A 26163-nucleotide genomic window follows, 5' to 3' on the forward strand; every position below is an offset into this window, starting at 1 on the left:
AGCCCAAAGTGCCGTTGTTAATAACTGCATTTTGGGCTTAAGCTTTGATAACTATTTATACTCTTTGTCACGCTTCTAGTATAGGTTATAAGCAGTTATTCTAGATATAAAATAGACTCAATCTCGACCACACCGCCTTTAGGGAGCGCTGCAACTTGTACCGCTGCACGTGCTGGATAAGGCTCGCTTAGATTGGCTACAAATACTTCATTCAAAGCGGCAAAATCATTTAAGTCTGTCAAAGAGACATTGAATTTGACCACATCATTGATAGTGCCGCCAGCGGCTTCACAGATCGCTTTGATATTTTCAAACACTTGCTTAGCTTGTGCTTCAAAGCCTTCTTTTAGCTCCATGGTTTTAGGATCAAAACCAAGCTGACCTGAGATATAAACGGTGTTGCCTACTTTGACCGCTTGTGAATAAGTGCCAACAGCAGCTGGCGCTTTATCGGTTTGGATAGTTTGACGACTCATAATCATTCCTTAAATAAAATAAAATAAATAGTAAATAGTATAGGAGGTTGTATTTATAAAAGCAGCACTTAGAGTTGGTATAAGCGTATGATATTTGGGAAACCGAGTAGCGATCTTAGCTCACGTATGCCTTGCGCTAAATGCACTCGGCTACGAACGATCACATGAATAATGGTATCCGTATTACGCACATCAATAGTCTCAACCCCGATATTTAATTGACGCAGATGATAAACCACTTCACTGATTTGCTCGTCACTCAAGGCAATAGATAGCTTTAGATAAGCTGGGAAACGCACCTTTTTACTAGCATCATCAGATTCATTTTGCTTAACCGCTTTATCATCACGCCAGCTCAATTGAATAACTTGGTATGGATTATCTTTACGTATATCGTCTAAAGAAAAGCATTTATGCCGATGTACTACTAATCCATTACGCGATAAATGGCCAACGATAGGATCGCCATAAATCGGATGGCAACAATTAGCAAAATCAAGCTCGACCCCAGCGGCATTGACAATCAGCTGCTGCGGCTGTGATGCTTCGTTGTCATCAGCATTTAAGCTCGTCATCTCATCGCTAAAGAGCCGCGAAACTACGAGTTGTGGCAACAAAGTCCCGGAGCTTATTTGCTCAAAAAAAGCCTCTTTAGTGCTCAAACCGCGCCATTCAAGCAAATTATCCCATTCACTTTCATGCAAATCATCAAGGCTTTTTTGATAGGTTTTTAGCGCGCGATCTAAAGCTTGTTGTCCATGTCTTTGCTTGTCGCTATCTGACAAATCCTTAAACCAGCGCAGTATCTCTTGTCGAGCCTTGTTGGTAGCTACAAAGCCCAGCCATTCTGCTTTTGGCTCAGAGTCACTATCGACCTCAATCTCAACCATTTGTCCGTTTTTGACCACAGTACCAAGCTTAGCTTTTTCGTTATCAATATTAGCGCCAACGGCGACGTTACCCACCAAAGGCCCGACAGCGTAAGCAAAATCTAGCGCGGTTGAGCCTTGCGGTAGCTCATAAGCTCGGCCTTGCGGGCTGTAGCAAAGAATTTTACTTGAATGCAGATAATCCATCAGCTCATTAATGGTCGACACTGCAGCTGAGAAGTCAGGATCGTTCTCATTAAGACTATCGTTATCAACCAGATCTTTCATATTGCGCAAGGAGGCCTGAATAACCGATTGGCTAATATCAGAGGCATGTTCCGCGCCAATGACTCCTAAACGCGCCGCATGTTGCATTTTTTTGGTCATGATGATGACTTTGATGCAGTCATTATCACGCTCATAAAGTAGCGTCAAAGATTGGTTGCCCCCGGGCAGAGGCCGACGAATATTATCTTGAATGTGAGCATCTTCAATCTGATATTTTTTGATTAAATAATAAGCCAGCTTATCACAGGCCTCTACAGTATCAACAACGATCTCAAAAGAGTAATTACGCAGCAGAGCATTAATCTCGCCGCGATTGCGGAAGAATTGACGATACATAGAGACGCGATTGTCTAAGATTTTGACGTGACCATTTATCCCCAAGTTATTTAGTACTATGATTAGGTAGCGATGAATGGCCTCTTTTTGAAAGTTGCGTCCAAGGCCATGTTGCAATAATTTATCAGAGAACTTGTTATACATCACCGAATTTAGATTACGGTAGCAAAGTACCTCAATATAATCAGCAATATCATTAATGCCCATTAAGCGGGCAAAAGGCACATAAAAATCTAAGGTCTCCTGTGCTGTAGCGCGCTGTTTCTCAGAGCTCACCGCATCTAGCGTTGACATATTGTGCAAGCGATCTGATAACTTAATAATAAGTACTCTTGGGTCGAGTAGGGTTGCGGTCAAAATCTTATGAAAAGTTGCCGCTTTATTCTGCTGTTTATTATGTCTTGAGGATTTAAGCTTAGTCACACCATCGACTAATCTGGCAACCACTTTGCCATAACGCTCCTCAATTTGCTCACCGGTAACCTCAGTATCTTCGACCGTATCATGCAAAATAGCGGCAATAATAGTATCTCTATCTAAGCGAAAACCCGCTAATATCTCGGCAACTGCAATAGGGTGAGTGATATAGGGTTCGCCTGATTTGCGCTTATCTTTGATATGCGCCATATCGCCAAACTTGCAGGCGTCAATAATATCGCGGCGATCATCGCTACTCAAATACCCAACCGAGCGCAGCAAATTATATTGAGCGTCGTCAACTAAACGATGACTAAGTTTGGGAAGAGTTTGAGTCATACAGGGACTGTCCTATGATTGAGTGCCTATAGCTTGGCAATGGATTGAGAGCTTTGTTACGCCAGTATGGAGACTATGCTCAATGTATTTTGTATCCAGCTAATCTTAAAATAAACCATATACAATTATCAAAATCTACCATCTGTTAGTGTCTTTCTGCACTCTCTAATTAATCGTATATTGTATTCAATGTCAACTACTAAGCACACGCAATTCGTAAATAACAAAAAACAGTTTTTTAAAACCATAAAAACCACAGCATAACACCGTGGTTTTTATAAGCTATCTAAGTCAAACAGAGCTTATTATGCGCTAAAAAGGGTTTGCTTTAAAAGTCCAGCTCTAGCAGCTAAATGCCAGGCTCAGATCTCTAGAAGCTATGATCACCTGATAAGGCTAAGTCCAGTGAGCTTGTAGCAAAACTATGCTCAGGTTGGTTTAAGATATCACGAGTGATTTTGCCAGCCGCAATTTCGCGTAGGGCCAAAACCGTTGGTTTATCATTATCCACTTCAACTAGCGGCTCAGCGATACCTTTAGCCAATTGACGAGCACGCTTGCTAGCCACTAAAACCAGCTCAAAACGGTTGTCTACATTCTCTAAACAATCTTCAATTGTGACACGTGCCATAGTTAATTACCTTAATTGTCTCTATTAGTTAGAATTGGTCTATTTACTAATAAAATAAAAGTGAATTTATAAGGGGAAGTAACCCGCTATTATAGCATTAATTTTTGTAAAGTATGCCATCAATCGATAGTTTGAGGTATTTTAAAGTAACCCCTCCTAAACTACGTCTTATAAAGCCCCGTCATGATAATCCCTTTAAATTTTAGCTCCTAGTTATTTAATCTAATAACTTAACTCTAGACTTTGCCTCCTGTAAGTTTATTTAAACGATGTACCTGTAGATACCTACAGGTACATTTTTATTTTTAGCTTGTTATGATAAATCTGTGGTCAAAAAATTGTTTAGATATTTTTAATAATCAATGCTTGACGTCACAGTTTTTAACCATTGCCAATCTTAGCAGCTTTATGGAAGAAGCTAAGTGAAGCGACTGCATGAAACACTTAGCACAAATATTCTGGAACGTATCAATACAGTTGTCTTTATTAATCTGCTAACGCTTTTAGTTATCCCTATAAGCACTAGCAAAAACATTACAGGACGTAATATTATGAAAACTAATTATGAAGTTATCTCAAAAGAAAATACGGCTACTACAGGGACGCGCCTTTTACGTTTAAGTACACTATGTGCCGGATTAGCTATGGCTAGTTTTAGCATGCAAGCAGTCGCAATAGTCGCTACTATTCCCGGAGCCAATCCTATTACCGTAGATACTGATGGGGGAGCAACTGGTGGTACTATCACTGGCTTAACCAATACAACCTTTGATCCAAATGCGACCTACACAGGCGGGCAAGCCGCCACGCAAGAGCAAGTCACTATTGCTGCGAATGCCTCTAGAACGGAGGTTGTTGCAGGTACTAACGTTAGCGTCAATAATAATCCAGGTCTTAATGGTCAAAACGTCTATACCATCGATGCTGATGGTACGACAGCCTCTGCAGGCTCTGGAGATGTGACAGTCGTTGGTAACTTAAACACTACCACCAACGTTACTGACTTCGTTATTGATCTAAGTCCGGCTATTAAGACCACCATATCCAATAACACCGCAGGCGTAGCAACTAACGCTTCAGGCGTTGCTGCTAACGTAACTAGCATAGGTACTAATGCCTCAGGTATCGCGACCAATGCCTCAGGTATCGCCGCTAACGTAACTAGCATAGGTACTAATGCCTCAGGTATCGCGACCAATGCCTCGGGTATCGCTGCTAACGTGACTAGCATAGGAACGAATACTACAGGTATCGCAACCAATGCTTCGGGTATTGCAGCTAATATGACTAGTATAGGAACGAATACTACAGGTATTGCAACCAATGCTTCGGGTATCGCCGCTAATGTGACTAGCATAGGAACGAATACTACAGGTATCGCGACTAACGTCACTAATATAGCAACAAATACTACCAATATCGCTAAAGGTTTAGATTTTGGCGGTGACAGTGGCGCAGATGTTAATCGTCAATTGGGCGATAAGCTCACTATTACTGGCGGCGAAACCAACAGTGCTAACTTAGCCGCTGGCAATAACGTTGGTGTAGTCGCTAATGGAACTAACAATCTAACCATTCGGTTAGCTAAAGATATCAATCTTGGCGCTAATGGTAGTGTCAAGACTGGTAATACCACTATTAATAACAATGGCTTCGTTAATGGTAGCACTACTGTTAATGGTAGCGGCGTTTCCATCGCTGGCGGGCCTAGTATGACGACAGGTGGTATCAATGCTGGTAATCAAGTCATAACGGGTGTCGCTAACGGCACAGCGCCCAATCATGCCGCTAATTTTGGTCAACTATCCGCTCTTGGTTACAAAGTGAATCAAGTCGAAGATGATGCCAATGCCGGTATCTCTGGTGCTTTAGCGATGGCCTCACTACCACAACCTTATACTCCAGGCATGTCTATGGTCAGTGGCGCTATGGGAACCTATAATGACGAAGGTGCTCTTGCTATCGGTATCTCTGCTATTACAGATAGTGGTCGCTGGGTCATTAAAGCGGGCGCTACAGTAGATACTCAAAGTAATTTTGGCGGCTCAGTTGGCGCAGGTTACCAGTTTTAATAGGCTACCGCTTTAATAGTATTATGTCATTCAAAGAAGCTAGCCGAAAGTTAAAAACCGCTAGTAGATTATAAAAAAGCTCTCATATCAATGAGAGCTTTTTGTCGACTTTATTTAGTATCCGCTATAGCTCAATACTAATACTCTAAATTTTAATCCTCGGTTTCATTATCAAGTAGCGCTTTTATAATACGGCGATGGTGGCGCTGCTGACGACTGAGTCGCTGTCTATCCGCAACTATTATCGCTTTAAGCTCGGTCAAAGCCACCTCAAAGTTATCATTAATAATGACAAAGTCAAAATGCACGTATTGCGCCATCTCAGAGACTGCGCCTGCTAAGCGTTTTTCGATAACCTCTACGCTGTCTTGCGCCCGAGTCGATAAGCGCTGGCGTAGGGTTGAGAGGCTAGGCGGCAAAATAAAGATCATAATGGCGTCGGTAAATATTTTTTTGACTTGCAGCGCTCCTTGCCAATCAATCTCCAAAATTACATCAATACCCGCTTCTAGCTGCGCTCTTACACTTGCTTCTGAGGTGCCATAATAATTATCAAAAACTTGGGCATGCTCTAAAAATTTACCTTCATTGATAGCGGCAATAAACTTCTGTTTTTCGATAAAGTGATAATCGTGACCGTCTATTTCACCCGGACGTGGAGCGCGCGTAGTATGAGAGATGCTCACTGTCAAGTCATTGGTAGTGGCAAGCAGCTGCTTGACCAAAGAGGTCTTACCTGTGCCAGAGGCGGCAGTAATAATAAATAATGAGCCTGTCATAAGTGTCCTAATAAAATGATTGGTTTTAATTATTACAATAAGAGTAATCGTTATTATCGCGATCGAGTTAAATGGTTTTTGGCTTAAGGTAGCTAAATAATGGTAATGCTCATTTAGGTAAGCTATGAGGCTGGTAAATAATGAGCTTGCAATACTAACGCGGTAGCATTATAAACGGTAATAAAAGTAAAATATGATAAAGTAAGAGCATATATCTGATAGCAGCAATAAAAGCTGCTAAATAGCATTTTTGCATGCTAATGATATTCGCTTAATTTTTAAACTCAAATTATCCAATGATAGGCCGTCTTATGCAAATTTATCTTGCCAATCCACGCGGATTTTGTGCTGGTGTGGATCGCGCGATTGCGATTGTCAACGAAGCCCTAACTCGTTTTGAGCCCCCCATCTATGTGCGTCATGAAGTTGTGCATAATAAGTTTGTGGTGTCAGATCTTGCCAATCGCGGCGCGGTATTTGTTGAAGAGCTGACCGAGGTGCCTGATGGCTCAATCGTTATTTTCTCAGCGCATGGGGTCTCAAAGGCGGTAGAAGATGAAGCCAGTCGCCGCGACCTCACTGTGTTTGATGCCACTTGTCCGCTAGTGACCAAAGTGCATATCGAAGTGGCAAAATTCGCTCATGAAGGTATGGATGCGGTGCTTATTGGTCATGCTGGCCATCCTGAAGTCGAAGGCACGATGGGCCGTTTTAATCAGCGTTATGGGGGGCAGATTCATCTAGTCGAAAACGAAGAGGATGTCGCCAAACTTACAGTAAGAGATGCTGATAGCTTGGCTTTTGTGACTCAAACTACCTTGTCGATGGATGATACGGCGCGAGTGATTGACGCGCTGCGCGATAAATTTCCCAACATTCAAGGGCCAAGAAAAGATGATATCTGCTATGCCACTCAAAACCGTCAAGATGCCGTCAAAGACTTAGCGGGTCGCTGTGAGGTGGTGTTAGTAGTGGGCTCACCAAACTCTTCAAACTCCAATCGTCTGCGTGAGTTAGCGCAGCGTATGGGGTGTCAGGCTTATCTAATTGATAATGCTAGCGAGATGAATAAAGCTTGGTTCGATAATGTAGAGACGGTCGGTGTTACCGCTGGTGCGTCAGCGCCTGAGATCCTTATCCAAGAAGTGCTACAGCAATTGCAAGATTGGGGCGGTAAGCGTCCTGATGAGCTATCTGGCATTGAGGAGAATGTTACTTTTAGCTTGCCAAAAGCCCTGCGTATTCCAGTGACTCAAGTCAGTGGTAAATAAATAGATAGCTTATTGCGTTAGCTTTAATAACTTATTGAGTCAATTATCGCTCTAAATAACAGGAGCTACTGACCATTGTTAAAGAGTCATTATCATGAAAAAAGATAAAGCTAAGTTTGTATTAGCAGAGGCTAGTATCGATGAGGTTAATAAGCAGCTGCGTATCAATTTATTGGTTATGGCGGTGGTCATAGCGATACTTGCTATGAATGTCATGCAGTTTTTGAAGCACAAGACTATCTTTTATGCTTTTTTATCAGTGCTAATGCTTTTATTATTGTTCTTTATAGCTCAAGCTCGTAATATTCTAAAATCAAGAAAACAGCAGCTTACTGAGTAATGAGCTTGGCAAGCCGCTTAATAGAGCATTAATAAAGTATAAAATTATAGGACTGTTATGACCGCTTACTACACTTTTAGCCATCGCGAGCCACAAGCAGATGGTAGATGCATTGCCCATTATCAGCCGACTGAACATGCTCAAGGCGCTTGGAATGAGCATGAGCAACATATGGCACCTGCAACTGGTATTTTAACTCATGAGCTCAGTCAGTTTGCTGCGCAAGATGACATGCGTATTGCACGCATCAGCCTTGATATTTTGGGCCTTATTCCTTTTGATGAGTTTACTATTACTACGCGCTGCATTCGTCCCGGCCGGACTATTGAGCTGATTGAAGCGGTGATGAGTAGCCGTGGACGTGATTGTATTATTGCTAGAGCTTGGCGACTGATGACCCAAGATACTAGCCAGATTGCCGGTCTTGAGGATCAACAAGCCAAACATAACCCTGAACAGCTAAGCGAGTGGCAGGGAATGAAAGGCTGGCCGGGCAAATTTATTGAAAGTGTTCATCTAGTCTCAGAGGCCGATCGTCGTCCCGGCAAGGGGATGGTGTGGATTACTAATGAAAAACAGATGGTAGAAGGCGAGCCGACGACCGATTTGGTGAAACTGCTAGGTATGGTCGATACCGCTAATGGCGTGGTGCCACGACTGGGTATGGGCTTATCAAAACTGCAATGGATGTTTCCTAATACCGATCTACAGATCCATATGCATCGCGCGCCAAAAGGCCAATGGCTTGGTATTGAGGCAGTGCAGCAGTACGGTGCTGACGGTATTGGCTTGACCAGTGCTGTCTTGCATGATGTGCATGGACCCTTTGGACGTAGTGAGCAAATACTTACTATCCGTCCTATGCCGCAGTAGCTTTATGCGCTCATACAGCTAAATTTGAAAATCCATGAGCGTACAAAGCCGTAGATGCTCCATTGGTTTAAAATACAAAACGAAAGAATGTTTTTAATTGATTTTACAAATATATAGTAATCGGTTGTAATAGTATCTAACGAAACGATGTTAGATAACTAAAGGCTACTATTGAAGGTTATTATGAAAAAAGATAATCGTTTGTCAAAAACAATGACTACTCTTTTAGATAAGTTGCTAGAAGCGTATTCAGAATAAGACTTGTATTTTAATTCCACTGCTTTTTTAAGGAGCGCTATCATGACCGATAAAAAATGTCCTTTTGATACTACACCACTTACCATGAGTAATGGTGCCCCTGTTGTCGATAATGAAAACAGCAAAACGGCTGGCAAGCGCGGCCCACTATTGGCCGAGGACTTATGGCTTAACGAAAAGCTGGCCGATCTTAACCGTGAGGTTATCCCTGAGCGCCGTATGCACGCTAAAGGTTCGGGCGCGTTTGGTACCTTTACCGTGACTAACGATATTACTAAATATACGCGTGCTGATATGTTTAGCCAAGTGGGTAAGCAGACTGAGATGTTCGCCCGTTTTAGTACGGTCGCAGGCGAGCGCGGCGCCGCTGATGCTGAGCGTGATATTCGCGGTTTTGCGCTAAAGTTCTATACCGATCACGGTATTTGGGATATGGTCGGGAATAATACGCCAGTATTCTTTGTACGTGATCCACGCAAATTCCCAGATCTAAACAAAGCGGTCAAGCGTGATCCGCGTACCAATATGCGCTCAGCGACCAATAACTGGGACTTTTGGACCTTATTGCCAGAGTCTTTGCATCAAGTTACTATCACTATGAGTGAGCGCGGTATCCCAGCATCTTATAGACATATGCACGGCTTTGGCTCGCACACTTATAGCTTTATCAATAGTGAAAATGAGCGTTTTTGGGTCAAATTCCATTTTGTTACTCAGCAAGGTATCAAAAACTTAACCGATGCAGAAGCGGCTGAGATTATCGCTAGTAATCGTGAAAGTCATCAACAAGATCTGCTTAATGCTATCGACAATGGCGATTTTCCAAAGTGGAAGATGTACGTGCAAATCATGCCAGAAATGGATGCTGATAAAGTGGCATATCACCCCTTTGATTTGACCAAAGTCTGGCCAAAAGGCGATTATCCGCTGATTGAAGTTGGCGAGTTTGAATTAAACAAAAACGCAGAGAACTATTTCTTAGATGTTGAGCAAGCAGCTTTTGCACCCAATAACTTAGTTCCCGGTATCAGCGCCTCCCCTGATCGCATGCTACAAGCGCGCCTCTTTAGCTACGCTGATGCCCAGCGTTATCGCGTCGGGGTCAACCACAAGCAAATACCGGTGAATAAACCAACTTGTCCTGTGACCAGTAACCACCGTGATGGTCAAGGACGCGTTGATGATAACTATGGTGGTCGTCCGCACTATACGCCAAACAGCTTTCAGCAGTGGCAAGAGCAGCCGCAGTATGCTGAACCGCCATTAAAGGTGGATGGCTATGCCGAGCATTATGATTTCCGTGAAGATGATAGCGATTATTTTAGCCAGCCGCGCGCGCTGTTCAATTTAATGAATGATGAACAAAAGCAAGTGCTTTTTGATAATACTGCCAGAGCGATGGGCGATGCTTTAGACTTTATTAAATATCGTCATATTCGTAATTGTCATTGGTGTGATCCTGCCTATGGCGCAGGCGTTGCCAAAGCTCTTGGCATGAGCGTTGAGGATGCTATGAAGGCTCGCGATTCAGATCCGGCTCGTGATTTGCCAAGCTGTCTGTAGTAAATTACTGATATAGAGTTAATAATTGATAATCAGTCTGTCAATAAAAAGCTTAGTTTATAATTTTCCGCACCGCTTTAGGAAACTAAGGCGGTGTTTTGTTATCTAATAGCGCCATTGATCTTGAAATTTCTCCTTGTGGCCTTATTAGTATAGACAGTCTAGCTTTAGCAAAATCCGCTTTATGCGCTTAGTGTCAAGCTATTTGCTAGAGCTAACGAGCTGTTTTTTGATTTAAGATTTGTACAACCTAAAGGAGTTTTTATGAGTGAAGAGAATCAAAACCCTGCTGTAAAAAAACATACCTTTGAAGCAGAGGTGGCCCAGCTACTACATTTAGTAACGCATTCGCTATATTCTAACGCGGATATTTTTGTACGTGAATTGGTCTCAAACGCATCCGATGCTTGCGACAAATTACGCTTTGAGGCGACCAATGATGATAGCCTATACGAAGATGATGGTGAGCTGAAGATTCGTATTGCTATCGATGAAGAGGCTAAGACCATCACTTTTATCGATAATGGTATTGGTATGAACGAGGCCGATGCTATTGAGAACTTAGGCACCATTGCCAAATCAGGTACCAAGGCTTTTTTAGATAAATTATCCGAGTCACAAAAGCAAGAAGGTCAGCTTATCGGTCAATTCGGTGTTGGTTTTTATTCAGGCTTTATCGTTGCTGATACTATTACAGTCGAATCGCGTAAAGCGGGCGACCCTAGCGACAAAGGCGTGCGCTGGGTCTCTGATGGCACCGGCAGCTTCACCGTTGAGACCATTGACAAAGAGACGCGCGGCACAGCGATCACTTTGCATCTCAAAGAAGAGTACACGGATGGCGAAGATAACTATTTAGACCGCGGCAAAATCAAGCGTTTGGTCAATAAATATTCAGACCATATCAGCTTACCAATTCAGATGCGTAAAGAGGTCTGGCAAGAAGATGTCGTTGATGAAAATGCTGAAGAAGGCGAAGATAGCAAATCATCAACTGGCGGCGAGATGGTACTGACAGATGAGTGGGAAACCATTAACAAAGCCAGTGCGCTATGGACACGCTCAGCTTCTGAAATTGAAGACGATGAGTACATCGATTTTTATAAAAACATCACTTATGATTTTGATGAGCCGTTAACTTGGACACACAATCGCGTCGAAGGCCGGGTGCAGTATACTCAGCTATTATATGTACCCAAAAAAGCACCAATGGATCTCTACACTCGCGAGCAGCAGCATGGCCTAAAGCTTTACGTCAAACGCGTGTTCATCATGGATGACGCCGAGCAGCTACTGCCGATGTATCTGCGTTTTGTCAAAGGCGTTATCGATTCAGCAGATTTACCACTGAACGTCAGCCGCGAGCTATTACAAGAGTCGCGTGATGTCAAATCCATCCGCGACGGCAACGCGCGTCGAGTCCTTACGATGCTAGCAAGTCTGGCTAATAGCGAGGATAGCGACAAACAAGAAAAATTTGCTCAGTTTTATAGCGAGTTTGGTGACGTGATCAAAGAAGGTCTTGGCGAGGACATGGGCAATCAAGAGCGTATCGCTAAATTGCTACGCTATGCCACTAGTACAAATGAGAAAGTGGAGACCAGCTTTGAGGACTACAAAGCGCGCATGATTGAGGGTCAAAAGGCCATTTACTATCTCACCGCTGATAACCTTGCTGCGGCAAAAAACAGCCCACAACTTGAGCTATTTAAGAAAAAAGGTATCGAAGTCATTTTGATGACTAGCCGTGTTGATGAATGGGCGATGAACTTCTTAACCGCATTTGATGGTACACCGCTACAAAACATCGCTAAAGGCGCGGTGGATTTAGGCGACTTGCAGGATGAAGAAGAAAAAGCCGAGGCGCAAAAAGCTGAAGAGAGCATGAAGCCTGTGGTCGATAAGCTAAAAACAGCGTTAGGCGAGCGTGCCAAAGACGTCAAAGTATCCACGCGCTTGGTCGATAGCCCAGCTTGCTTAGTGGTGGGCGAGGGCGAGCTATCACCGCAAATGATTCAGATGCTAAGGCAAATGGGTCAAGAGGTACCAGAGAGCAAGCCGACGCTTGAGGTGAACCCTGAGCATCCTTTGATCAAAAAGCTAGAATCTAGCGAGCAGTTTGATGATTTGGCGCAAGTTATTTTTGACCAAGCGCTGTTAGCTGATGGCGGACAATTAGACGATCCAGCCGCTTATCTAAAGCGAGTTAATGAGCTATTAATGCGCTAGAATTTACTTTATTTTTCATTGTCAGCTTTAGCCAAAAAGGAGATCTTATAATAGGTCTCCTTTTTTTGGCTATTAGTAAATAAAAACTCTAGTTTTATCACTGTTTTACAAATCAATCTTATCGTCTTAACTGACAATCCGTTACAATTGCGTTAGTTTAAGCTATTAGCATTTATTCACCTTTTTTAGCTAATAAGCTCTGTTTTTGTACCACGCATTATGTTTTCCCTTTTCTCGACTCGATAGAGGTCTACGTCTTTGTCACTCTCTTCTCTAAAAACCATCTCGCTACAGCGCTTTTCTCTTAATTTTGCAGCCAATATTATTGCCGCTTGTTGGATGTTGATTGGCTCGACACGGGCTTTTTCTTGGGTAAAACCTACCTTTGTACAGTTTGCGCTATTTGCCTTATTGGGTCTGGCTAGTAATGTGTTGTTTTCTTGGTTAGCGGCGGAGAGTGGTAGCGTTTTTAATGAGCAAGGCTTGGTCAGCTATCTGATTTGGCCAACTATTATTTTATTAGTGGGTATTATTTTAGCGCGGCGCTCAGGCAATCAGTCTTTATTGTTTGTGCCTGTGGTGCTGTGGTTAGTGGCGGATACCATATCGGCGCTACTGCAAAGCTTAGTGCAACTGTTTGGTAGTCGAGGCTGGCTGCCAGATTGGAGCTATTCATTTTTACCGATACTGTTTTTGCTGTTATTTTTGTGGCAAACACTAGCGCTGTTATGGATATTTTCTCGGCGCCTGCGGACTCCTTGGTGGGAGCGAATTATTGTGCTGATAGGCGCTGTAGCGCTGATGACGATTTGGCAAAAAAACGTTGCTGATCAGCCTATTTTTAAGCCAATACCCGTAGAGCCGCGATTGGAGGAGGCCGCTCTTTATGAGCAAGCAAATTTACTTCAGAATGCTTTGAATAGTATTGATGCTAGCATACCTGGCAAGACAGAATGGTATTTTATGGGAGTAGCAGGTTTTGCAGGACAAGATGTGTTTCGCTCTGAGATTAACAACGCTCGCGAATTATTTGAGGTGCGTTTTGGTACTAGTGGTCGCTCTTTGTCGCTGATTAATAATACCTATAGCTGGATGGACGAGCCGATAGCGACCAAAACTAGTATTTTGCGAGGACTAAAGAAGATCGGTCAGCAGATGAATGCTGATGAAGATGTGTTGCTACTGACCTTAACCTCACATGGTGATGCTGATGTATTGCAGTTAGATAATGCGCCTATTGAAATGGATAATCTAGAAGCCGAGTGGTTACGCGAAGCTTTAGATGAGTCAGGAATACGCTGGCGAGTGATTATCGTCTCAGCTTGTTATTCAGGCTCTTTTATAGATGAGCTAGCTTCTCCTACCACAGTTATTATTACCGCATCAGCAGCTGATAAGATGTCGTTTGGCTGTACCAATACCGCTGAGATGACTTATTTTGGTCAAGCGTTTTTTGCTGAGAGTCTACGAGAAAACACTAGCTTTGCTAGCGCTTTTAAGGATGCAACTTACAAAATCCAGCAGCGTGAGCTTTATATGGGTTTTGAGCCCTCAGAGCCGCAAATGGTAATAGGTAGTCTTATGGAGACCGCTTTGCCTGCCTTTGAGCGCGTATTGTTTGATCAATCACGTAGAGTCGACTTAACTATTGACAATGACCAGAGTAATGGTAATAGTCTATCCAATAGCGCAGCATTACTGTCCTTGGAGCCAGAATCTGCAGTCAGCGTTACTATCGATGAGTGAAATTGACCATAACCTTATCTTAACAAACAGCTAAACAAAGCCCATGGATAGTCGACGGATAGTTTGTATAATAGTCATCAAATCCTATCAACTCTCCTAAGCTCTAAATCTACAGAGGATCTAAAAGATGAGTCATCATTCTAGCCATAAATTATCTGTTAGCTCAAAGCTGACTCAAATCAGTGCCAACCGCTGTTTTGATGGTGAGCAGCATTATTATAGTCATGACTCATCAGCGACTAACACTCCGATGACTTTTAGTATCTACTTGCCGGATGAGGCATTAGCCGGTCATCTTTGCCCAGCGCTACTATACTTGTCAGGTTTGACCTGTAACGCCGATAATGTCACTCATAAAGCTCACTTTCAACAAAAATGTAGTGAGCTTGGAATGATCTTTATTGCCCCTGATACCTCGCCCCGTAGCACCGACACTATAGTGGTGGCCAACGATGAGCGTTATTTTGTGGGTCAGGGTGCAAGCTATTATGTCGATGCAGTAGCAGCGCCTTGGTCAGAGCATTTCAATATGCAAAGTTATATCGTGGATGAGCTTTATGACTTACTGCGTAGTGAGTTTCCGATAAGCAGCACTGGTATCACGGGACACTCTATGGGTGGCCATGGCGCACTGTTATTAGGATTTAAATATCCTAGTAAATTCGTTAGCGTTTCTGCCTTATCACCGGTATCTTCAGCGAGTGAATCAGCTTGGGGACAGGCGGCCTTTAGCGAGTATTTCGGTGAAGATAAGTCGCTTTGGGAGCAGGCTGATGCAGCAAAGGTTATTGAGCAGTCAGGCCGACAATACGCCAGTCTGCTAGTTGATCAAGGCGCGGCTGATAATTTTTTGCTTGAGGGTCAATTGCAGACACCAAAGCTACAGCAAGCTTGCGATAAGGCTAAGCAGCCTTTGACGCTGCGTTATCAAGCGGGTCATGATCACAGCTACTACTTTATTCAAACCGTTATAAACGATCATATTTGGCATCATTACCGTATGGCGCAGCTGAGTTAAACTTGTCGCAAAACTCTATCTATAGCTAATAACGAGGCAAAATTTATGACAGAGACTAAAGCAGTGATAGATACTGATACTGATGCACAGTCGTCTTTGGCGACTATGAAAGCTGATATGCAAGCGGCGCTACAACAAAAGCAGATCGATGATGAGACGCAAGCTAATAATACCGATAGCGCTGAGCATTCAGACCTCGCTGACTACCTCACGGATGCAGACGGTACTATCATACTCGATGAGGTGCAAACCTCGCGAGTCATCGAGATGGCGTGGGAAGATAGAACACCATTTAGCGCGATTGAGCATAGCTATGGGCTGGATGAAGCAGCAGTGATTAAATTGATGCGACAAGAGTTGAAGCCGTCCTCTTTTCGCTTGTGGCGTGAGCGCGTCACTGGGCGTAACACTAAGCACGAGGCCAAACGCGACTTTGAAGTTGGCCGCGCTTATTGTAAAACTCAATATAAACCGCGCTAATATATAGATTCATTAGTTCTATAGCTTTTTTTATGGATAATAGCTTTTTAACTTAACTCTTAACTAGTAGGATTGTGAGCGTAGGCGGTAGTTTAGCTGGTGATAATTTGCCAAAAATGTTGCCTAAAGCTGCAGCCTACATTGACTTATATCAAGTTGAGAGTCATGAGTTTTTTATACCCATTAAGTAGGTAGCTCTTTTATGATTTGTCCTGATAAGCAGTATCTTATTGCTCCCTCTATTTTATCTGCTGATTTTGCTCGTTTAGGGGAGGAGGTAGAAAAAGTCTTGGCTTCTGGCGCCGATGTGGTGCATTTCGATGTGATGGATAATCATTACGTGCCCAACCTAACTTTTGGTAGCATGATCTGTCAGGCATTACGCGATTACGGTATCACAGCACCTATCGATGTCCATCTTATGGTATCGCCTGTCGATGGCATGATTGAGCAGTTTTTAGCGGCAGATGCTAGCATTATTACTTTTCATCCCGAAGCCAGCAGCCATATTGATCGCTCTTTACAGCTGATAAAAGATGGCGGCGCGAAATGCGGGCTAGTGTTTAATCCAGCTACGCCGCTGCATTACTTAGATTATGTAATGGATAAGGTCGATCAAATCTTGCTAATGAGTGTCAACCCAGGTTTTGGCGGGCAATCCTTTATTGACTCAACCTTAGACAAAGTACGCGAAGTCCGTCAGCGTATTGATGCAAGTGGCCGTGATATTAGACTTGAGGTCGACGGCGGTATCAAAGCGAGTAATATACGCGCTATCGCTGAAGCTGGGGCAGATATGTTTGTCGCCGGTTCTGCTATCTTTAATCAAGAAGATTACAAAGCGGCTATCGATGCTATGCGTGCAGAACTCGAGCAAGTAGCTACTAACCGTTAGCCATTAGCTTTGACTATTGCTTTTCATCAATAAGTCTCCATTTATAGAGCACTAGTAAAATATTATTAGCCGATTTAAGCGCATAACTAACTGAGGTGACTTATGACCATTCAAACCAATACGCAAAATACTAACTTGCAATCTGAGTCAGATCACTCTAAGCCTCGTAGTTTAGTGCCTAAAGGCATTACTATTGGCTTAGCCGTTTTTGCTTTGATTTTAAGCTTAGCCGGTTATGGCTTTCGTCTGATAGCAGGTCACGAAGTAAGCGAGGTTATGTTACATGCAGCGGTATTAGTACCAGCGTTCGTAGTCGGTATTCCGTTACTATTTTGGCTGGGTTCGCGTGCCTTTAATAAGTTTAATGGTACTCATATTGCAGGCTGGAATGCTATTAGTCTGGGTTATCTGACTTCTTGCATCTCATTATTGTGGTTGATGGGTACTTATAGCTGACTTTGAGCTTTAGATAGCAGTTCTTACTATTTTAATTGTCTTTTAATTTTTGAATCCTTACTAAGTCGTAAGCTACTTGCGACTGGAATTTTGTATGCAAATCATGCCCGCCCGTATTGCTAATATTATTTATCCCAAAGATTTGCCCAATAGCCTATTTACTACTCTCATTGTCGCCTGTTTACTATTGGGACTGGCAGCTTTGCGTAACGGTACGGGCCTGCAAGGGTGGCTCAACGTTATAGAAAACTGGTTACTGATGCTGCTGATATTGCCAACCGCTACGGCTGCGGTAGCGTTGCCGTTCAAATACCGTGATCCGAGCTTAGAGTTAAAGCTGATGTATTATCTAGGCATGTTTGTGGCTTTCTTATTCACCATAGCCAAGCTGCGTTACTGGCGTTAGAGTAGGGTTACTAATATATAGATTTTAAAGCTTGTAGCTAGACCTTAAAATTTAAGCCCCCTGAAAACTAAGCACCTTGAAATTTAAGCACCTTGAAATTTAAGTACAAAGCGTCCATTGTATGAGTAAGAAAGAGTTTACCCGAGAGACTGTAGGGAGCTAAATAGTTAGTTTTCATAGCAGTTACTAGCGGGATAATAAGGAAGACACTAAATGCCATATGATATTGATAATGAGATAGAAGTCGATCATGATAGCAATGATCAGTTTTCGGGCTTTGCCAAAGAGACTACCCTTGAGTTAGTCGAAGCTGAGAATGGAGTATTGCTGTTACGTGATACCAATAAAGATGAAGCGCCTCTAATGACTATCGATTTTTCTGATAAGTTAAAAGAGTTATTGGGTAGTGATACGCAAGCCATCGGTCAGCATATGATTCATGCCGCTATTCAAGTCATCATGCAAAAGCAGATGAGCCAGTGGCACGCTCACGTTTATGATAAAGAGCCTACGCACTATAGTTAATGCTTTGAAAATTAATATCTTGCAAGCCAATATATGACTCATTGATATTAATCTAAACATAGAAACTAGCTATTTTTTTAGCTATTTCTAAAACACAGCATATAAAAAAGGGTTTATCAGTAGATAAACCCTTTTTTATTGTCTTAAACTTACTATCAAATAATTTAACTTTTGAAATTATACAAAATTAAAAAGTATTATTTGATTTTTGCTTCTTTAAAAATGACGTGTTGGCGAATTTTTGGATCAAACTTTTTGATCTCCATTTTGCCAGGCATCGTACGCTTGTTCTTAGTAGTAGTATAGTAATACCCAGTACCAGCAGTTGATACTAATTTGATTTTATCTCTCATGATAATTTTCCTTAAGAAGTGCTATAGCACTTGGCCTTTAGAAGTGGCGAAGCACTTGGCTTAAACTTTTTGACCTTGTGCGCGCAAATCTGCTAGCACGGTATCAATACCTAGTTTGTCGATGATACGCATACCTTTGGTAGAGACGCGTAGACGCACAAAACGGTTTTCAGATTCAACCCAAAAACGATGGTGATGAAGGTTTGGTAGGAAGCGACGACGGGTTTTGTTGTTCGCGTGCGAAACATTATTACCCACCATAGGGCGCTTTCCAGTCACTTGACAAACTCTAGACATGGCGAACTCCTAATCTATGAGGTATGGGGTATTCCCATACCAGTCTGGGCAAGTTGCGCGAATATGCGGCATGGACACAGCAAGCGGCATCTTTGCACCAAACAAAACTATATGAAGGTTGAGCTGGCAAAACTGTCATCTAAAGGCAAATAACAGAGCACCAATTCAGAAAATTTTAAAGGCGACATTTATACCATAAAATAGCGAATTACTCAAACTATTTTACAATAATAGTCGTTATTAATGAGCGTCATTATACCTTTAATTACTCCTGTGTGCAGGTCATTAAATGACTCAAAGTTATAAGTTTTGATTGTAAGTTTTAACAAAATTCAGTAAAGTTGCTGTAATAAATATGATACAAGCTATTAATATATAGTATATTACTTCGATCCTATCTAACTTTTACCTATGTTTTTAGGTTACCTCATTCACTGCCCTGTTTTTCAGCAACCCTTATCGCTTGCGCGGAGTTCTAAATATGTCCTATGGCTCACTAACCCTCAGCTCTAAATTATTTAACTTTACCGCGCTGTCTTTAGCGTTAACTTTAGCAGGTTGTGGTGGTGGCGATGGGGGTACAGATATACTGCCGCCAAAGCCGAATACGGGAGTGACGCAGCCTGGTGGTGGCGGTGGCGGACCGGTGATACCAGTCAATGAGGTCAATATTACACCTGTTACACTATTAGATAATAACGGTAATCCCACACGTGTTATATCGACGTCATCAGCAACCGCTAGAGTGAAAGTAACCAATGCTGATGGAAATGGCCTCAGCGGGGCACTAGTGACTTTTAACGGCTCAGGTGTTAAGTTCGGTACTTCTAATGGTGCTGTTCTTACTAATGGTGATGGTATAGCAACGACTTCTCTAATCCCTTTGTCTGCTGAAGATACAGGAAGTTATAGTTTGTCTGCAACGGCAAATTATAACGGTATCAGCGCGACCTCTGCTCAGTACAACTATTCATTACAACCAGTAAAAATAGCGTTAGTGAATTTAACGTCTAGAGAGAGCAACATAGATTCAGGTGCTTCTACTATTATTACTTTACAAACTAGAGATACTGGAACCAATCAGTTTCAGAATGACGTTACTGTGAATTTTTCTACCACCTGTGGTTCGTTTGAAGTAGCGAGCGTCACATCCTCAAACCAAGGCAGTATTAGCACCATTTATAAAGCTATAGATAGCAATGGTAATCTGTGTGAAGGTAGACAGACTATTACTGCTGCTACTGCTAATAATAGTACGCCATCTCGGAGTATTACAGTTAATGTTAGAGCTATTGCCGCAAGTTCTATAGTTTATACAACCAATGAAAATATAATATTAGGTGCAAAAAATAGTGGTTCCTCCTCATCAGGTCAAGTAGAGTTCACAGTTTATGCCAATGGTGTACCAGCTTCCAATCAGCAAGTGGAGCTAAGCTTAGTAAAGTCTCCAAGTGATTTTAGATTTATTTCACAGAATAACCGTAATACGCAAACAGTTAAAAGCGATGCTTCTGGAAAAGTAACTATAAATTTATACCCTGGTAATATACCTGGACCCGTAGAGATCAGTGCTGCACTAAGCGCTAACAAGAATATTTTTGCATTTGCAAAAAACATCGCGGTAGCTACAGGTAGACCTAGTCAAAGTGGGATTACTTTAGCTCTAGGTAAAAACGTATTAGTAGATAATTTTATTGACTCTACTTCTGTCTCCGTCTATCTTACTGACCGTCAAGGCAACTTTGTTCCTGATGGCACTGTCGTAAGTTTTGTATCTGAAGGCGGTACTATTACGCCAAACTGCGCGACCTCTGGTGGTAATTGTTCAGTAACCTTTACTTCGCAAAATCCAAGACCTGCAAACGGTCGAGTAAGTGTGATTGCTTATGTTGAAGGAGACAAGGATTACTCTGATCTCAACGGTGACAATGTCTACACAGCAGGCGTAGATAAGCTGCTAGACAATATTGGCTATTTTTTCCGTGATGATAATGAAGATTTGAAATTTAATCCAGGTGAATTTGTCTATAGAAGAGGCGAATTTCCAACAAATGTCAAAGCAGCAGAGTGTGCAACTAGTACCTTATCTCAGCCTAACCTACCGAACTTTATAGTAAGAGGAGATAAAGTTGAGACTCAATGCAATGACTCGCTTGCGACCGTACTACGTAAACAAGTCATCATGGGCTTTGCTAACGATACGCCCACATTGACCAATTATAATTTCAATACTGTGTCTGGGGTTATCTCTTTTGAAGTATATGGCAATAGTATGAGAACCGTTCCCATGCCTTCTGGGACTACTTTTAGTCTACAGACAAAAGACAACACTGAGAATGAGGTGAGTTGTGAGCCTGAAATCTTCGATGGTAATATTACTCTGCCTAGGGTAATGCCTTTGAGACAAGTGAACGGTACTACCAATCAGAATTTTTTCGCAGGAACTGATATAGTTAGTTATGAGGTATCTACGGCAGGTTGTGCCAATGGAGATGAAGTCAAACTAACCGTTACAACGCCAGCACCTTCTTCAAAGACAACCACTTTTTCTATCATTTAAACCTTAAGTTTTTATAAATAAAAAACCCTCAGTATGAACTGACCCCCATAAGTTGGACACAACTTATGGGGGTCAGTTCAGTATTAATTGAGGGTTTTTTATTTATAAACCACCTTAACCTAAGTTATTAAAATCTAATAGAGCACACTATGTCAGATAAACAATCGAAAGAGCTTAACAATAACATTACCACCGATACCGCCACCCTCCTAATAAAGTGCCGCGATCAAGCTGGCATCGTGCAAGCGGTCTCTGAATTTATTCATCGCTATGGCGGTAATATTATTACGCTTGATCAGTACTCAACCGCGCATGAGGGTGGACAGTACTTTATGCGGTTGGAGTTTGCACTAGCAGAGCTGAGCGCTATTATTGAGAATTTTGAAGTCAGCTTCGCTCATACCGTAGCCAAGCGTTATCATATGACTTGGCGGCTGCATAACAATGCTATCAAGACTAAAGTCGGTATTTTGGTGTCAAAGTTTGATCATGCGCTGCTTGATTTATTATGGCGTCATCAGCGTGGTTTACTCGACTGCGCTATTACGATAGTGGTGAGTAATCATGAGGACTTGCGCCAAGCGGTAGAGAATTTCGGTATCGATTTTCATTATGTACCAGTGACTAAAGATACTAAGGCGGCGGCAGAAGCGCAGATCAATAAGCTAATGGCAGATAATGATTTATTAGTACTTGCGCGTTATATGCAGATACTATCCTCGGACTTTGTAAAAAAGTGGCCAATGCGAATTATCAATATTCACCATTCATTCTTGCCAGCGTTTGTAGGCGCTGATCCTTATCGGCAAGCTTATGAAAAAGGCGTGAAGCTCATTGGCGCGACCGCTCATTATGTGACCGCAGAGCTCGATCAAGGGCCTATCATTGAGCAAGATGTGCACCGAGTCACGCATAGACAAGGAGTTGTTGAGCTGCGAGCCATAGGCCGCGATGTCGAGCGTAATGTGCTGGCACGTGCGGTGAATTGGCATGTACAAAATCGCGTAATTGTCGCTGGTAATAAGACTGTGGTTTTTAATTAATAAAACAGTTTTTGAGATTTATTGAGGGTTTTTTGACGCTATTAGCCTTTAATAAACCTTGCTAACTAAGACTTAAATAACCTGCGACTTAAATAACCCGCTCAAATCACAAGCTCCAATACAAACTTACTGCCAATAAAGCCAATTGCTAATAGTATAAACGCATAAATGGTCATATTGGCAGCACGTTTGCCTCGTAAGCCGCCTCGCCAATTCCCAATCAATAATGCGCCGAATAATAACCAAGATAGGATACTAAATACGGTTTTATGCGCGATATGCTGCGCCAATAAATCCTCAACATAAATAAAGCCAAAACCTAGCGCAACGCTAAGCAGTACAAAGCCGACCAAGATCATATCAAATAGTAGGCCTTCCATGCTTTGTAGTGAGGGCAGTTTGTTGACCCAAAAGCGGTGAATGGTTTTGTGTTTGAGCTCACGGATTTGTAGACGCAAAAATAGCGCTTGTACCGCTGCCATAAGCAGCACGCAGTAGGCGGCAAATGATAGAATGATATGAGTTTCAAGACCGAGACTGACATTAGTTAGCGGCTGATAAGGTGCGCGGCCAAAATAGCCTACCATCATACCTAGTAGCGCAGTTGGAGCGGCCAAAATACCTAAACTGACAATAGGTCGGTATAATGAAAACAGCACATAAAACAATAAGAAAAATAGGCTAGTTAGACTAAGCACATTAAATAGATTAAAATTTAGGCCATAAAGGGTGACAATATAAGGGTATAACAACAGCGCATGCGCCCCCATCCCTATCAATAATAGACCAAGGCTAAGGGTTTTATGAATAACTCTATTAGTCGTCAGCGCCCAACCCAAATAAAGACTGACCGCGATATAAGCCATACTGGCAATCACAAACGCAAGTAACACAGGCATGCCTCATGGAGTATCAAGAGCGCGGCAGTATTGCAATTATGACGCAGTGGCGCTCAAGTTACTGCTAAAATGGTATGATTAGAATAAGAGTCCAATTTATCATAAAATAGCCCCTAATTGAGAATCATCTCATTTATTCTTTTTTTACTAAAAAATATACAATAGCCAAAACAGTATTTAAAGCACAGAATATAGAACATTCACCAAAATTAAGAAATAAGACAATGGGAATAAGTTATGTTTGATACCTTAACCGAACGACTGTCATCGAGCTTGCGCAATATCGCAGGCACAGGACAGTTGACCGAAGATAATATTAAAGACACTTTGCGTGAAGTGCGCATGGCGCTATTGGAGGCGGATGTAGCACTGCCTGTCACTCGCGATTTTGTCAAGCGCGTCAAAGAGCAAGCGCTAGGGGCTGAGGTGCTCAAAGAATTAGCGCCAGGGCAAGCTTTTGTCAAAATCGTCCATGACGAGCTGACCGAGATGATGGGTAGCGCCAATCAGCAGTTAGAGATGACGGGCAAGCCGCCAGTGGTCTACTTGCTAGCCGGTCTACAAGGGGCGGGTAAAACCACAACCGCTGGTAAGCTTGCTAAATATCTACAAGAGCGCCAAAAGAAAAAGGTGATGCTAGTCTCCGCTGACGTCTATCGTCCAGCCGCCATCAAGCAGCTTGAGCAAGTCGCAGGCCAAGTTAACGCTAAGTTTGTCAACTCGACAACCGATGAAAACCCAATTGATATCGCTCGCCGCGCTATTGAAGAGGCGAAGATTCAATATCAAGATATCCTGATTATCGATACCGCTGGTCGCTTGGCTATCGATGAGGTGATGATGGATGAGATTAAGGCGCTAACAGCGGCGGTTAATCCTTCTGAGACGCTGTTTGTCGTCGATGCCATGACGGGTCAAGATGCGGCCAATACCGCCAAAGCCTTTAATGATGCGCTGCCATTGACGGGGGTCATTTTAACCAAAACTGACGGCGATGCGCGTGGCGGGGCCGCTTTATCGGTGCGTGCTATCACCGGTAAGCCGATCAAGTTCTTAGGTCGCGGCGAGCAGTTAGATGCGCTAGAGCTATTCTACCCTGAGCGTATTGCCCAACGCATCCTTGGTATGGGCGACGTTTTAAGCTTGGTGGAAGAGGTGGAGCAAAAAATTGACCGCGATAAAGCCGAAAAAATGGCGAAAAAGATGCAAAAAGGTGGCGACTTTGACCTTGAGGATCTCTTGACCCAGTTCCAACAAATGAAAAGTATGGGCGGTATGGCAGGGTTTTTAGACAAGATGCCAGGAATGGGCGGCTCTGATATGCAAAAAGCGGTCGAAGAAGCCAAACCTGAAGAAAAAGTGCGCGAAATGGAAGCGCTCATTAATTCAATGACACCCTATGAGCGTAAAAACCCTGATAAGATCAATCCTAGCCGCAAACGCCGTATTGCCGCTGGCTCCGGTCGTGAGATTCAAGACGTCAATCGCCTCTTAAAGCAGCATAAGCAGATGGCAAAAATGATGAAAATGATCTCCAAGCCCGAAGGTATCGGTAAGATGATGAAATCTATGCAAGGGCTGATGGGTGGCGGCGCTGCAGGTAGCGGCGGCGGTGGTCCGTTATTTGGCGGTGGCAATGCTAAAGGACAAGGCGGTATAAAAAATGTCAATCAAGCCGACTTAGCCAAACAAATGGGACTCGATCCCAATAACATGCCAAGCACTGAGGATATGCAAAAACAAATTCAAGAGATGCAAAACCAAGCACCAAAAGGATTTAAGAAGCGTTTCTAGATTAATCATTACCAGTACAGATCGCCAAGCCTCAAAGCTAGTCCTAGCTTTGAGGCTTTAACTATCTAACTGTCATTATTATATAAGCATCATTGAGGTCACTGTTGAGGTCATTATGTTTTTAGCTATGGATACCGTGTTTGATCAGTGCTCAATTGCCATCTTGGACGGCGAAGGTGAAGTCCTCTTTAGCCAAACCGAAAAAGGCAAACGTGAGCAAACTCGGCAAATACTGCCAATGATAGACGCCGCTTTACAAGCTAGTCATCTTAAGCTTAGCGATGTACAGGCTTTGATGTTTAATCGTGGTCCGGGTGCTTTTAGTGGTATCCGAATCAATACTGCGGTGGTGCAAGCGTTGTCTGTGGCTCATGATCTGCCTTGTGTTGGCGTCTCAAGCCTGCAAGCCATCGCGCAAAGGGCTTATCAGCTATACGGCTTGACCCATGTGTATAGCGCTCTTGATGCGCGCATGCAGCAAGTCTACTTTGGTGAGTACGCGCTAGATCAATCGATAATGCAGCCCGTGTTCAATCATACTGATGCAGAAGCAGACAGCACTGAGCGACTAGTAGATTATGAGCGTCAAACTAAGCTTAAGCTGCCAATAGTAGGTAATGGCTCAAACCTGCTCACTTTGCATAATGAGCAACTTAGTCATGAAGATGTTTGGCCAGATGCTAGCGTTATCGGGCAACTCGGTATTGTGCAGTTTAGGGTAGATGGCGGCACAGAAGCGGCGAGAGCATTACCCAAGTATCTGCGCAATCAGGCTTGGAAAACCTTAAAAGAGCAAGGCAAAGCTTAAGATTCTATAGTCGATCCTAAATAAAATAGATACATGATATTTCAGCGCAAAATTCATCTTAGTTTCGCTGTATCATTTTTATAATAAATCCACTATATAGCGGTATAAATCTGCTTTATTTAGCAGTAAACTTTAATTCATA

The 26163-nt window shown here is 42.7% G+C and carries 24 protein-coding genes; 17 read left to right on the top strand and 7 right to left on the bottom strand.

Annotated features, from left to right (window positions below; all coding sequences use genetic code 11):
* Positions 1-95: 95 nt before the first annotated feature.
* The 3 genes from M0N77_RS01310 to rpoZ all read right to left on the bottom strand — a co-directional run bounded on the left by M0N77_RS01310 (position 96) and on the right by rpoZ (position 3356).
* Entirely contained in the window at positions 96-476 is a 381-nt protein-coding gene (locus M0N77_RS01310; RefSeq protein WP_353102825.1) for a RidA family protein, read from the bottom strand.
* A gap of 68 nt (positions 477-544) precedes the next feature.
* A complete protein-coding gene (locus tag M0N77_RS01315; protein WP_353102827.1) occupies positions 545-2725 on the bottom strand; it encodes an HD domain-containing protein in 2181 nt (726 codons plus the stop codon).
* A 370-nt stretch (positions 2726-3095) separates the two neighbouring features.
* Entirely contained in the window at positions 3096-3356 is a 261-nt protein-coding gene (rpoZ, locus tag M0N77_RS01320; protein ID WP_353102829.1) for a DNA-directed RNA polymerase subunit omega, read from the bottom strand.
* Between the two features lie 551 nt (positions 3357-3907).
* Here rpoZ and M0N77_RS01325 point away from each other — a divergent pair.
* Complete coding sequence (locus M0N77_RS01325) at positions 3908-5428, top strand: YadA-like family protein (RefSeq protein WP_353102831.1); 1521 nt, start codon at positions 3908-3910, stop codon at positions 5426-5428.
* 152 nt (positions 5429-5580) lie between these two features.
* On the opposite strand, the gene gmk is transcribed toward M0N77_RS01325, so the two are convergent.
* Positions 5581-6207, bottom strand: a complete 627-nt coding sequence (gmk, locus tag M0N77_RS01330; RefSeq protein ID WP_353102833.1) for a guanylate kinase — start codon at positions 6205-6207, stop codon at positions 5581-5583.
* A gap of 311 nt (positions 6208-6518) precedes the next feature.
* Here gmk and ispH point away from each other — a divergent pair, with 311 nt between their 5' ends.
* The 12 genes from ispH to M0N77_RS01390 all read left to right on the top strand — a co-directional run bounded on the left by ispH (position 6519) and on the right by M0N77_RS01390 (position 18267).
* Positions 6519-7478: a 4-hydroxy-3-methylbut-2-enyl diphosphate reductase gene (gene ispH, locus M0N77_RS01335; protein WP_353102835.1), complete on the top strand. Its 960-nt coding sequence runs from the start codon at positions 6519-6521 to the stop codon at positions 7476-7478.
* A gap of 94 nt (positions 7479-7572) precedes the next feature.
* On the top strand, positions 7573-7818 hold the full coding sequence (locus tag M0N77_RS01340; protein ID WP_353102837.1) for a hypothetical protein: 246 nt from the start codon (positions 7573-7575) through the stop codon (positions 7816-7818).
* 57 nt (positions 7819-7875) lie between these two features.
* A complete protein-coding gene (locus M0N77_RS01345; RefSeq protein WP_353102839.1) occupies positions 7876-8691 on the top strand; it encodes a thioesterase family protein in 816 nt (271 codons plus the stop codon).
* Between the two features lie 300 nt (positions 8692-8991).
* Positions 8992-10512, top strand: a complete 1521-nt coding sequence (locus M0N77_RS01350) for a catalase (RefSeq protein ID WP_353102841.1) — start codon at positions 8992-8994, stop codon at positions 10510-10512.
* 264 nt (positions 10513-10776) lie between these two features.
* A complete protein-coding gene (gene htpG, locus M0N77_RS01355) occupies positions 10777-12741 on the top strand; it encodes a molecular chaperone HtpG (protein ID WP_353102842.1) in 1965 nt (654 codons plus the stop codon).
* Between the two features lie 258 nt (positions 12742-12999).
* Positions 13000-14487 (top strand): C13 family peptidase, encoded by a 1488-nt coding sequence (locus M0N77_RS01360; RefSeq protein ID WP_353102844.1) that lies wholly within the window; start codon positions 13000-13002, stop codon positions 14485-14487.
* 127 nt (positions 14488-14614) lie between these two features.
* Complete coding sequence (gene fghA / locus M0N77_RS01365) at positions 14615-15505, top strand: S-formylglutathione hydrolase (protein ID WP_353102846.1); 891 nt, start codon at positions 14615-14617, stop codon at positions 15503-15505.
* Positions 15506-15733: 228 nt separating this feature from the next.
* Entirely contained in the window at positions 15734-15985 is a 252-nt protein-coding gene (locus M0N77_RS01370) for a TIGR03643 family protein (protein ID WP_353105542.1), read from the top strand.
* Positions 15986-16187: 202 nt separating this feature from the next.
* Complete coding sequence (rpe, locus tag M0N77_RS01375; protein WP_353102848.1) at positions 16188-16880, top strand: ribulose-phosphate 3-epimerase; 693 nt, start codon at positions 16188-16190, stop codon at positions 16878-16880.
* Between the two features lie 102 nt (positions 16881-16982).
* A complete protein-coding gene (locus M0N77_RS01380; RefSeq protein WP_353102850.1) occupies positions 16983-17336 on the top strand; it encodes a hypothetical protein in 354 nt (117 codons plus the stop codon).
* A gap of 94 nt (positions 17337-17430) precedes the next feature.
* Positions 17431-17742: a hypothetical protein gene (locus M0N77_RS01385; RefSeq protein ID WP_353102852.1), complete on the top strand. Its 312-nt coding sequence runs from the start codon at positions 17431-17433 to the stop codon at positions 17740-17742.
* 213 nt (positions 17743-17955) lie between these two features.
* Complete coding sequence (locus tag M0N77_RS01390) at positions 17956-18267, top strand: hypothetical protein (RefSeq protein ID WP_353102854.1); 312 nt, start codon at positions 17956-17958, stop codon at positions 18265-18267.
* Between the two features lie 197 nt (positions 18268-18464).
* Here the strand turns inward: M0N77_RS01390 and rpmG are convergent, their stop codons facing one another.
* Positions 18465-18620, bottom strand: a complete 156-nt coding sequence (gene rpmG / locus M0N77_RS01395) for a 50S ribosomal protein L33 (protein WP_068037488.1) — start codon at positions 18618-18620, stop codon at positions 18465-18467.
* A 60-nt stretch (positions 18621-18680) separates the two neighbouring features.
* The gene (rpmB, locus tag M0N77_RS01400; protein ID WP_353102856.1) at positions 18681-18917 is read right to left on the bottom strand and encodes a 50S ribosomal protein L28; all 237 of its coding nucleotides are present in this window, start codon (positions 18915-18917) and stop codon (positions 18681-18683) included.
* A gap of 481 nt (positions 18918-19398) precedes the next feature.
* On the opposite strand from rpmB, the gene M0N77_RS01405 reads away from it, so the two are divergent.
* Positions 19399-21477 carry an Ig-like domain-containing protein gene (locus M0N77_RS01405; protein ID WP_353102858.1) on the top strand — a complete coding sequence of 693 codons (2079 nt, stop codon included), beginning with the start codon at positions 19399-19401 and terminating at the stop codon, positions 21475-21477.
* A gap of 149 nt (positions 21478-21626) precedes the next feature.
* Positions 21627-22520 (top strand): formyltetrahydrofolate deformylase, encoded by an 894-nt coding sequence (gene purU / locus M0N77_RS01410; RefSeq protein WP_353102860.1) that lies wholly within the window; start codon positions 21627-21629, stop codon positions 22518-22520.
* 101 nt (positions 22521-22621) lie between these two features.
* Here the strand turns inward: purU and M0N77_RS01415 are convergent, their stop codons facing one another.
* Entirely contained in the window at positions 22622-23413 is a 792-nt protein-coding gene (locus M0N77_RS01415; RefSeq protein ID WP_353105543.1) for a cytochrome c biogenesis protein CcsA, read from the bottom strand.
* Positions 23414-23656: 243 nt separating this feature from the next.
* On the opposite strand from M0N77_RS01415, the gene ffh reads away from it, so the two are divergent.
* On the top strand, positions 23657-25213 hold the full coding sequence (gene ffh, locus M0N77_RS01420) for a signal recognition particle protein (RefSeq protein WP_353102861.1): 1557 nt from the start codon (positions 23657-23659) through the stop codon (positions 25211-25213).
* A gap of 115 nt (positions 25214-25328) precedes the next feature.
* Positions 25329-26021, top strand: coding sequence for a tRNA (adenosine(37)-N6)-threonylcarbamoyltransferase complex dimerization subunit type 1 TsaB (tsaB, locus tag M0N77_RS01425; RefSeq protein ID WP_353102863.1), 693 nt, complete (start codon positions 25329-25331; stop codon positions 26019-26021).
* Positions 26022-26163 lie beyond the last annotated feature (142 nt).

It is taken from the genome of Psychrobacter sp. AH5 (assembly GCF_040371085.1).
Classification (GTDB): Bacteria; Pseudomonadota; Gammaproteobacteria; order Pseudomonadales; family Moraxellaceae; genus Psychrobacter.

Coding starts and splice junctions, on each gene's coding strand:
- htpG (WP_353102842.1), top strand. CDS start 10,777: ATGAGTGAAGAGAATCAAAACCCTGCTGTAAAAAAACATACCTTTGAA.
- M0N77_RS01310 (WP_353102825.1), bottom strand. CDS start 476: ATGAGTCGTCAAACTATCCAAACCGATAAAGCGCCAGCTGCTGTTGGC.
- rpmB (WP_353102856.1), bottom strand. CDS start 18,917: ATGTCTAGAGTTTGTCAAGTGACTGGAAAGCGCCCTATGGTGGGTAAT.
- M0N77_RS01405 (WP_353102858.1), top strand. CDS start 19,399: ATGTCCTATGGCTCACTAACCCTCAGCTCTAAATTATTTAACTTTACC.
- rpmG (WP_068037488.1), bottom strand. CDS start 18,620: ATGAGAGATAAAATCAAATTAGTATCAACTGCTGGTACTGGGTATTAC.
- ispH (WP_353102835.1), top strand. CDS start 6,519: ATGCAAATTTATCTTGCCAATCCACGCGGATTTTGTGCTGGTGTGGAT.
- M0N77_RS01380 (WP_353102850.1), top strand. CDS start 16,983: ATGACCATTCAAACCAATACGCAAAATACTAACTTGCAATCTGAGTCA.
- M0N77_RS01390 (WP_353102854.1), top strand. CDS start 17,956: ATGCCATATGATATTGATAATGAGATAGAAGTCGATCATGATAGCAAT.
- M0N77_RS01345 (WP_353102839.1), top strand. CDS start 7,876: ATGACCGCTTACTACACTTTTAGCCATCGCGAGCCACAAGCAGATGGT.
- tsaB (WP_353102863.1), top strand. CDS start 25,329: ATGTTTTTAGCTATGGATACCGTGTTTGATCAGTGCTCAATTGCCATC.
- M0N77_RS01350 (WP_353102841.1), top strand. CDS start 8,992: ATGACCGATAAAAAATGTCCTTTTGATACTACACCACTTACCATGAGT.
- rpe (WP_353102848.1), top strand. CDS start 16,188: ATGATTTGTCCTGATAAGCAGTATCTTATTGCTCCCTCTATTTTATCT.
- rpoZ (WP_353102829.1), bottom strand. CDS start 3,356: ATGGCACGTGTCACAATTGAAGATTGTTTAGAGAATGTAGACAACCGT.
- ffh (WP_353102861.1), top strand. CDS start 23,657: ATGTTTGATACCTTAACCGAACGACTGTCATCGAGCTTGCGCAATATC.
- purU (WP_353102860.1), top strand. CDS start 21,627: ATGTCAGATAAACAATCGAAAGAGCTTAACAATAACATTACCACCGAT.
- fghA (WP_353102846.1), top strand. CDS start 14,615: ATGAGTCATCATTCTAGCCATAAATTATCTGTTAGCTCAAAGCTGACT.
- gmk (WP_353102833.1), bottom strand. CDS start 6,207: ATGACAGGCTCATTATTTATTATTACTGCCGCCTCTGGCACAGGTAAG.
- M0N77_RS01325 (WP_353102831.1), top strand. CDS start 3,908: ATGAAAACTAATTATGAAGTTATCTCAAAAGAAAATACGGCTACTACA.
- M0N77_RS01385 (WP_353102852.1), top strand. CDS start 17,431: ATGCAAATCATGCCCGCCCGTATTGCTAATATTATTTATCCCAAAGAT.
- M0N77_RS01340 (WP_353102837.1), top strand. CDS start 7,573: ATGAAAAAAGATAAAGCTAAGTTTGTATTAGCAGAGGCTAGTATCGAT.
- M0N77_RS01315 (WP_353102827.1), bottom strand. CDS start 2,725: ATGACTCAAACTCTTCCCAAACTTAGTCATCGTTTAGTTGACGACGCT.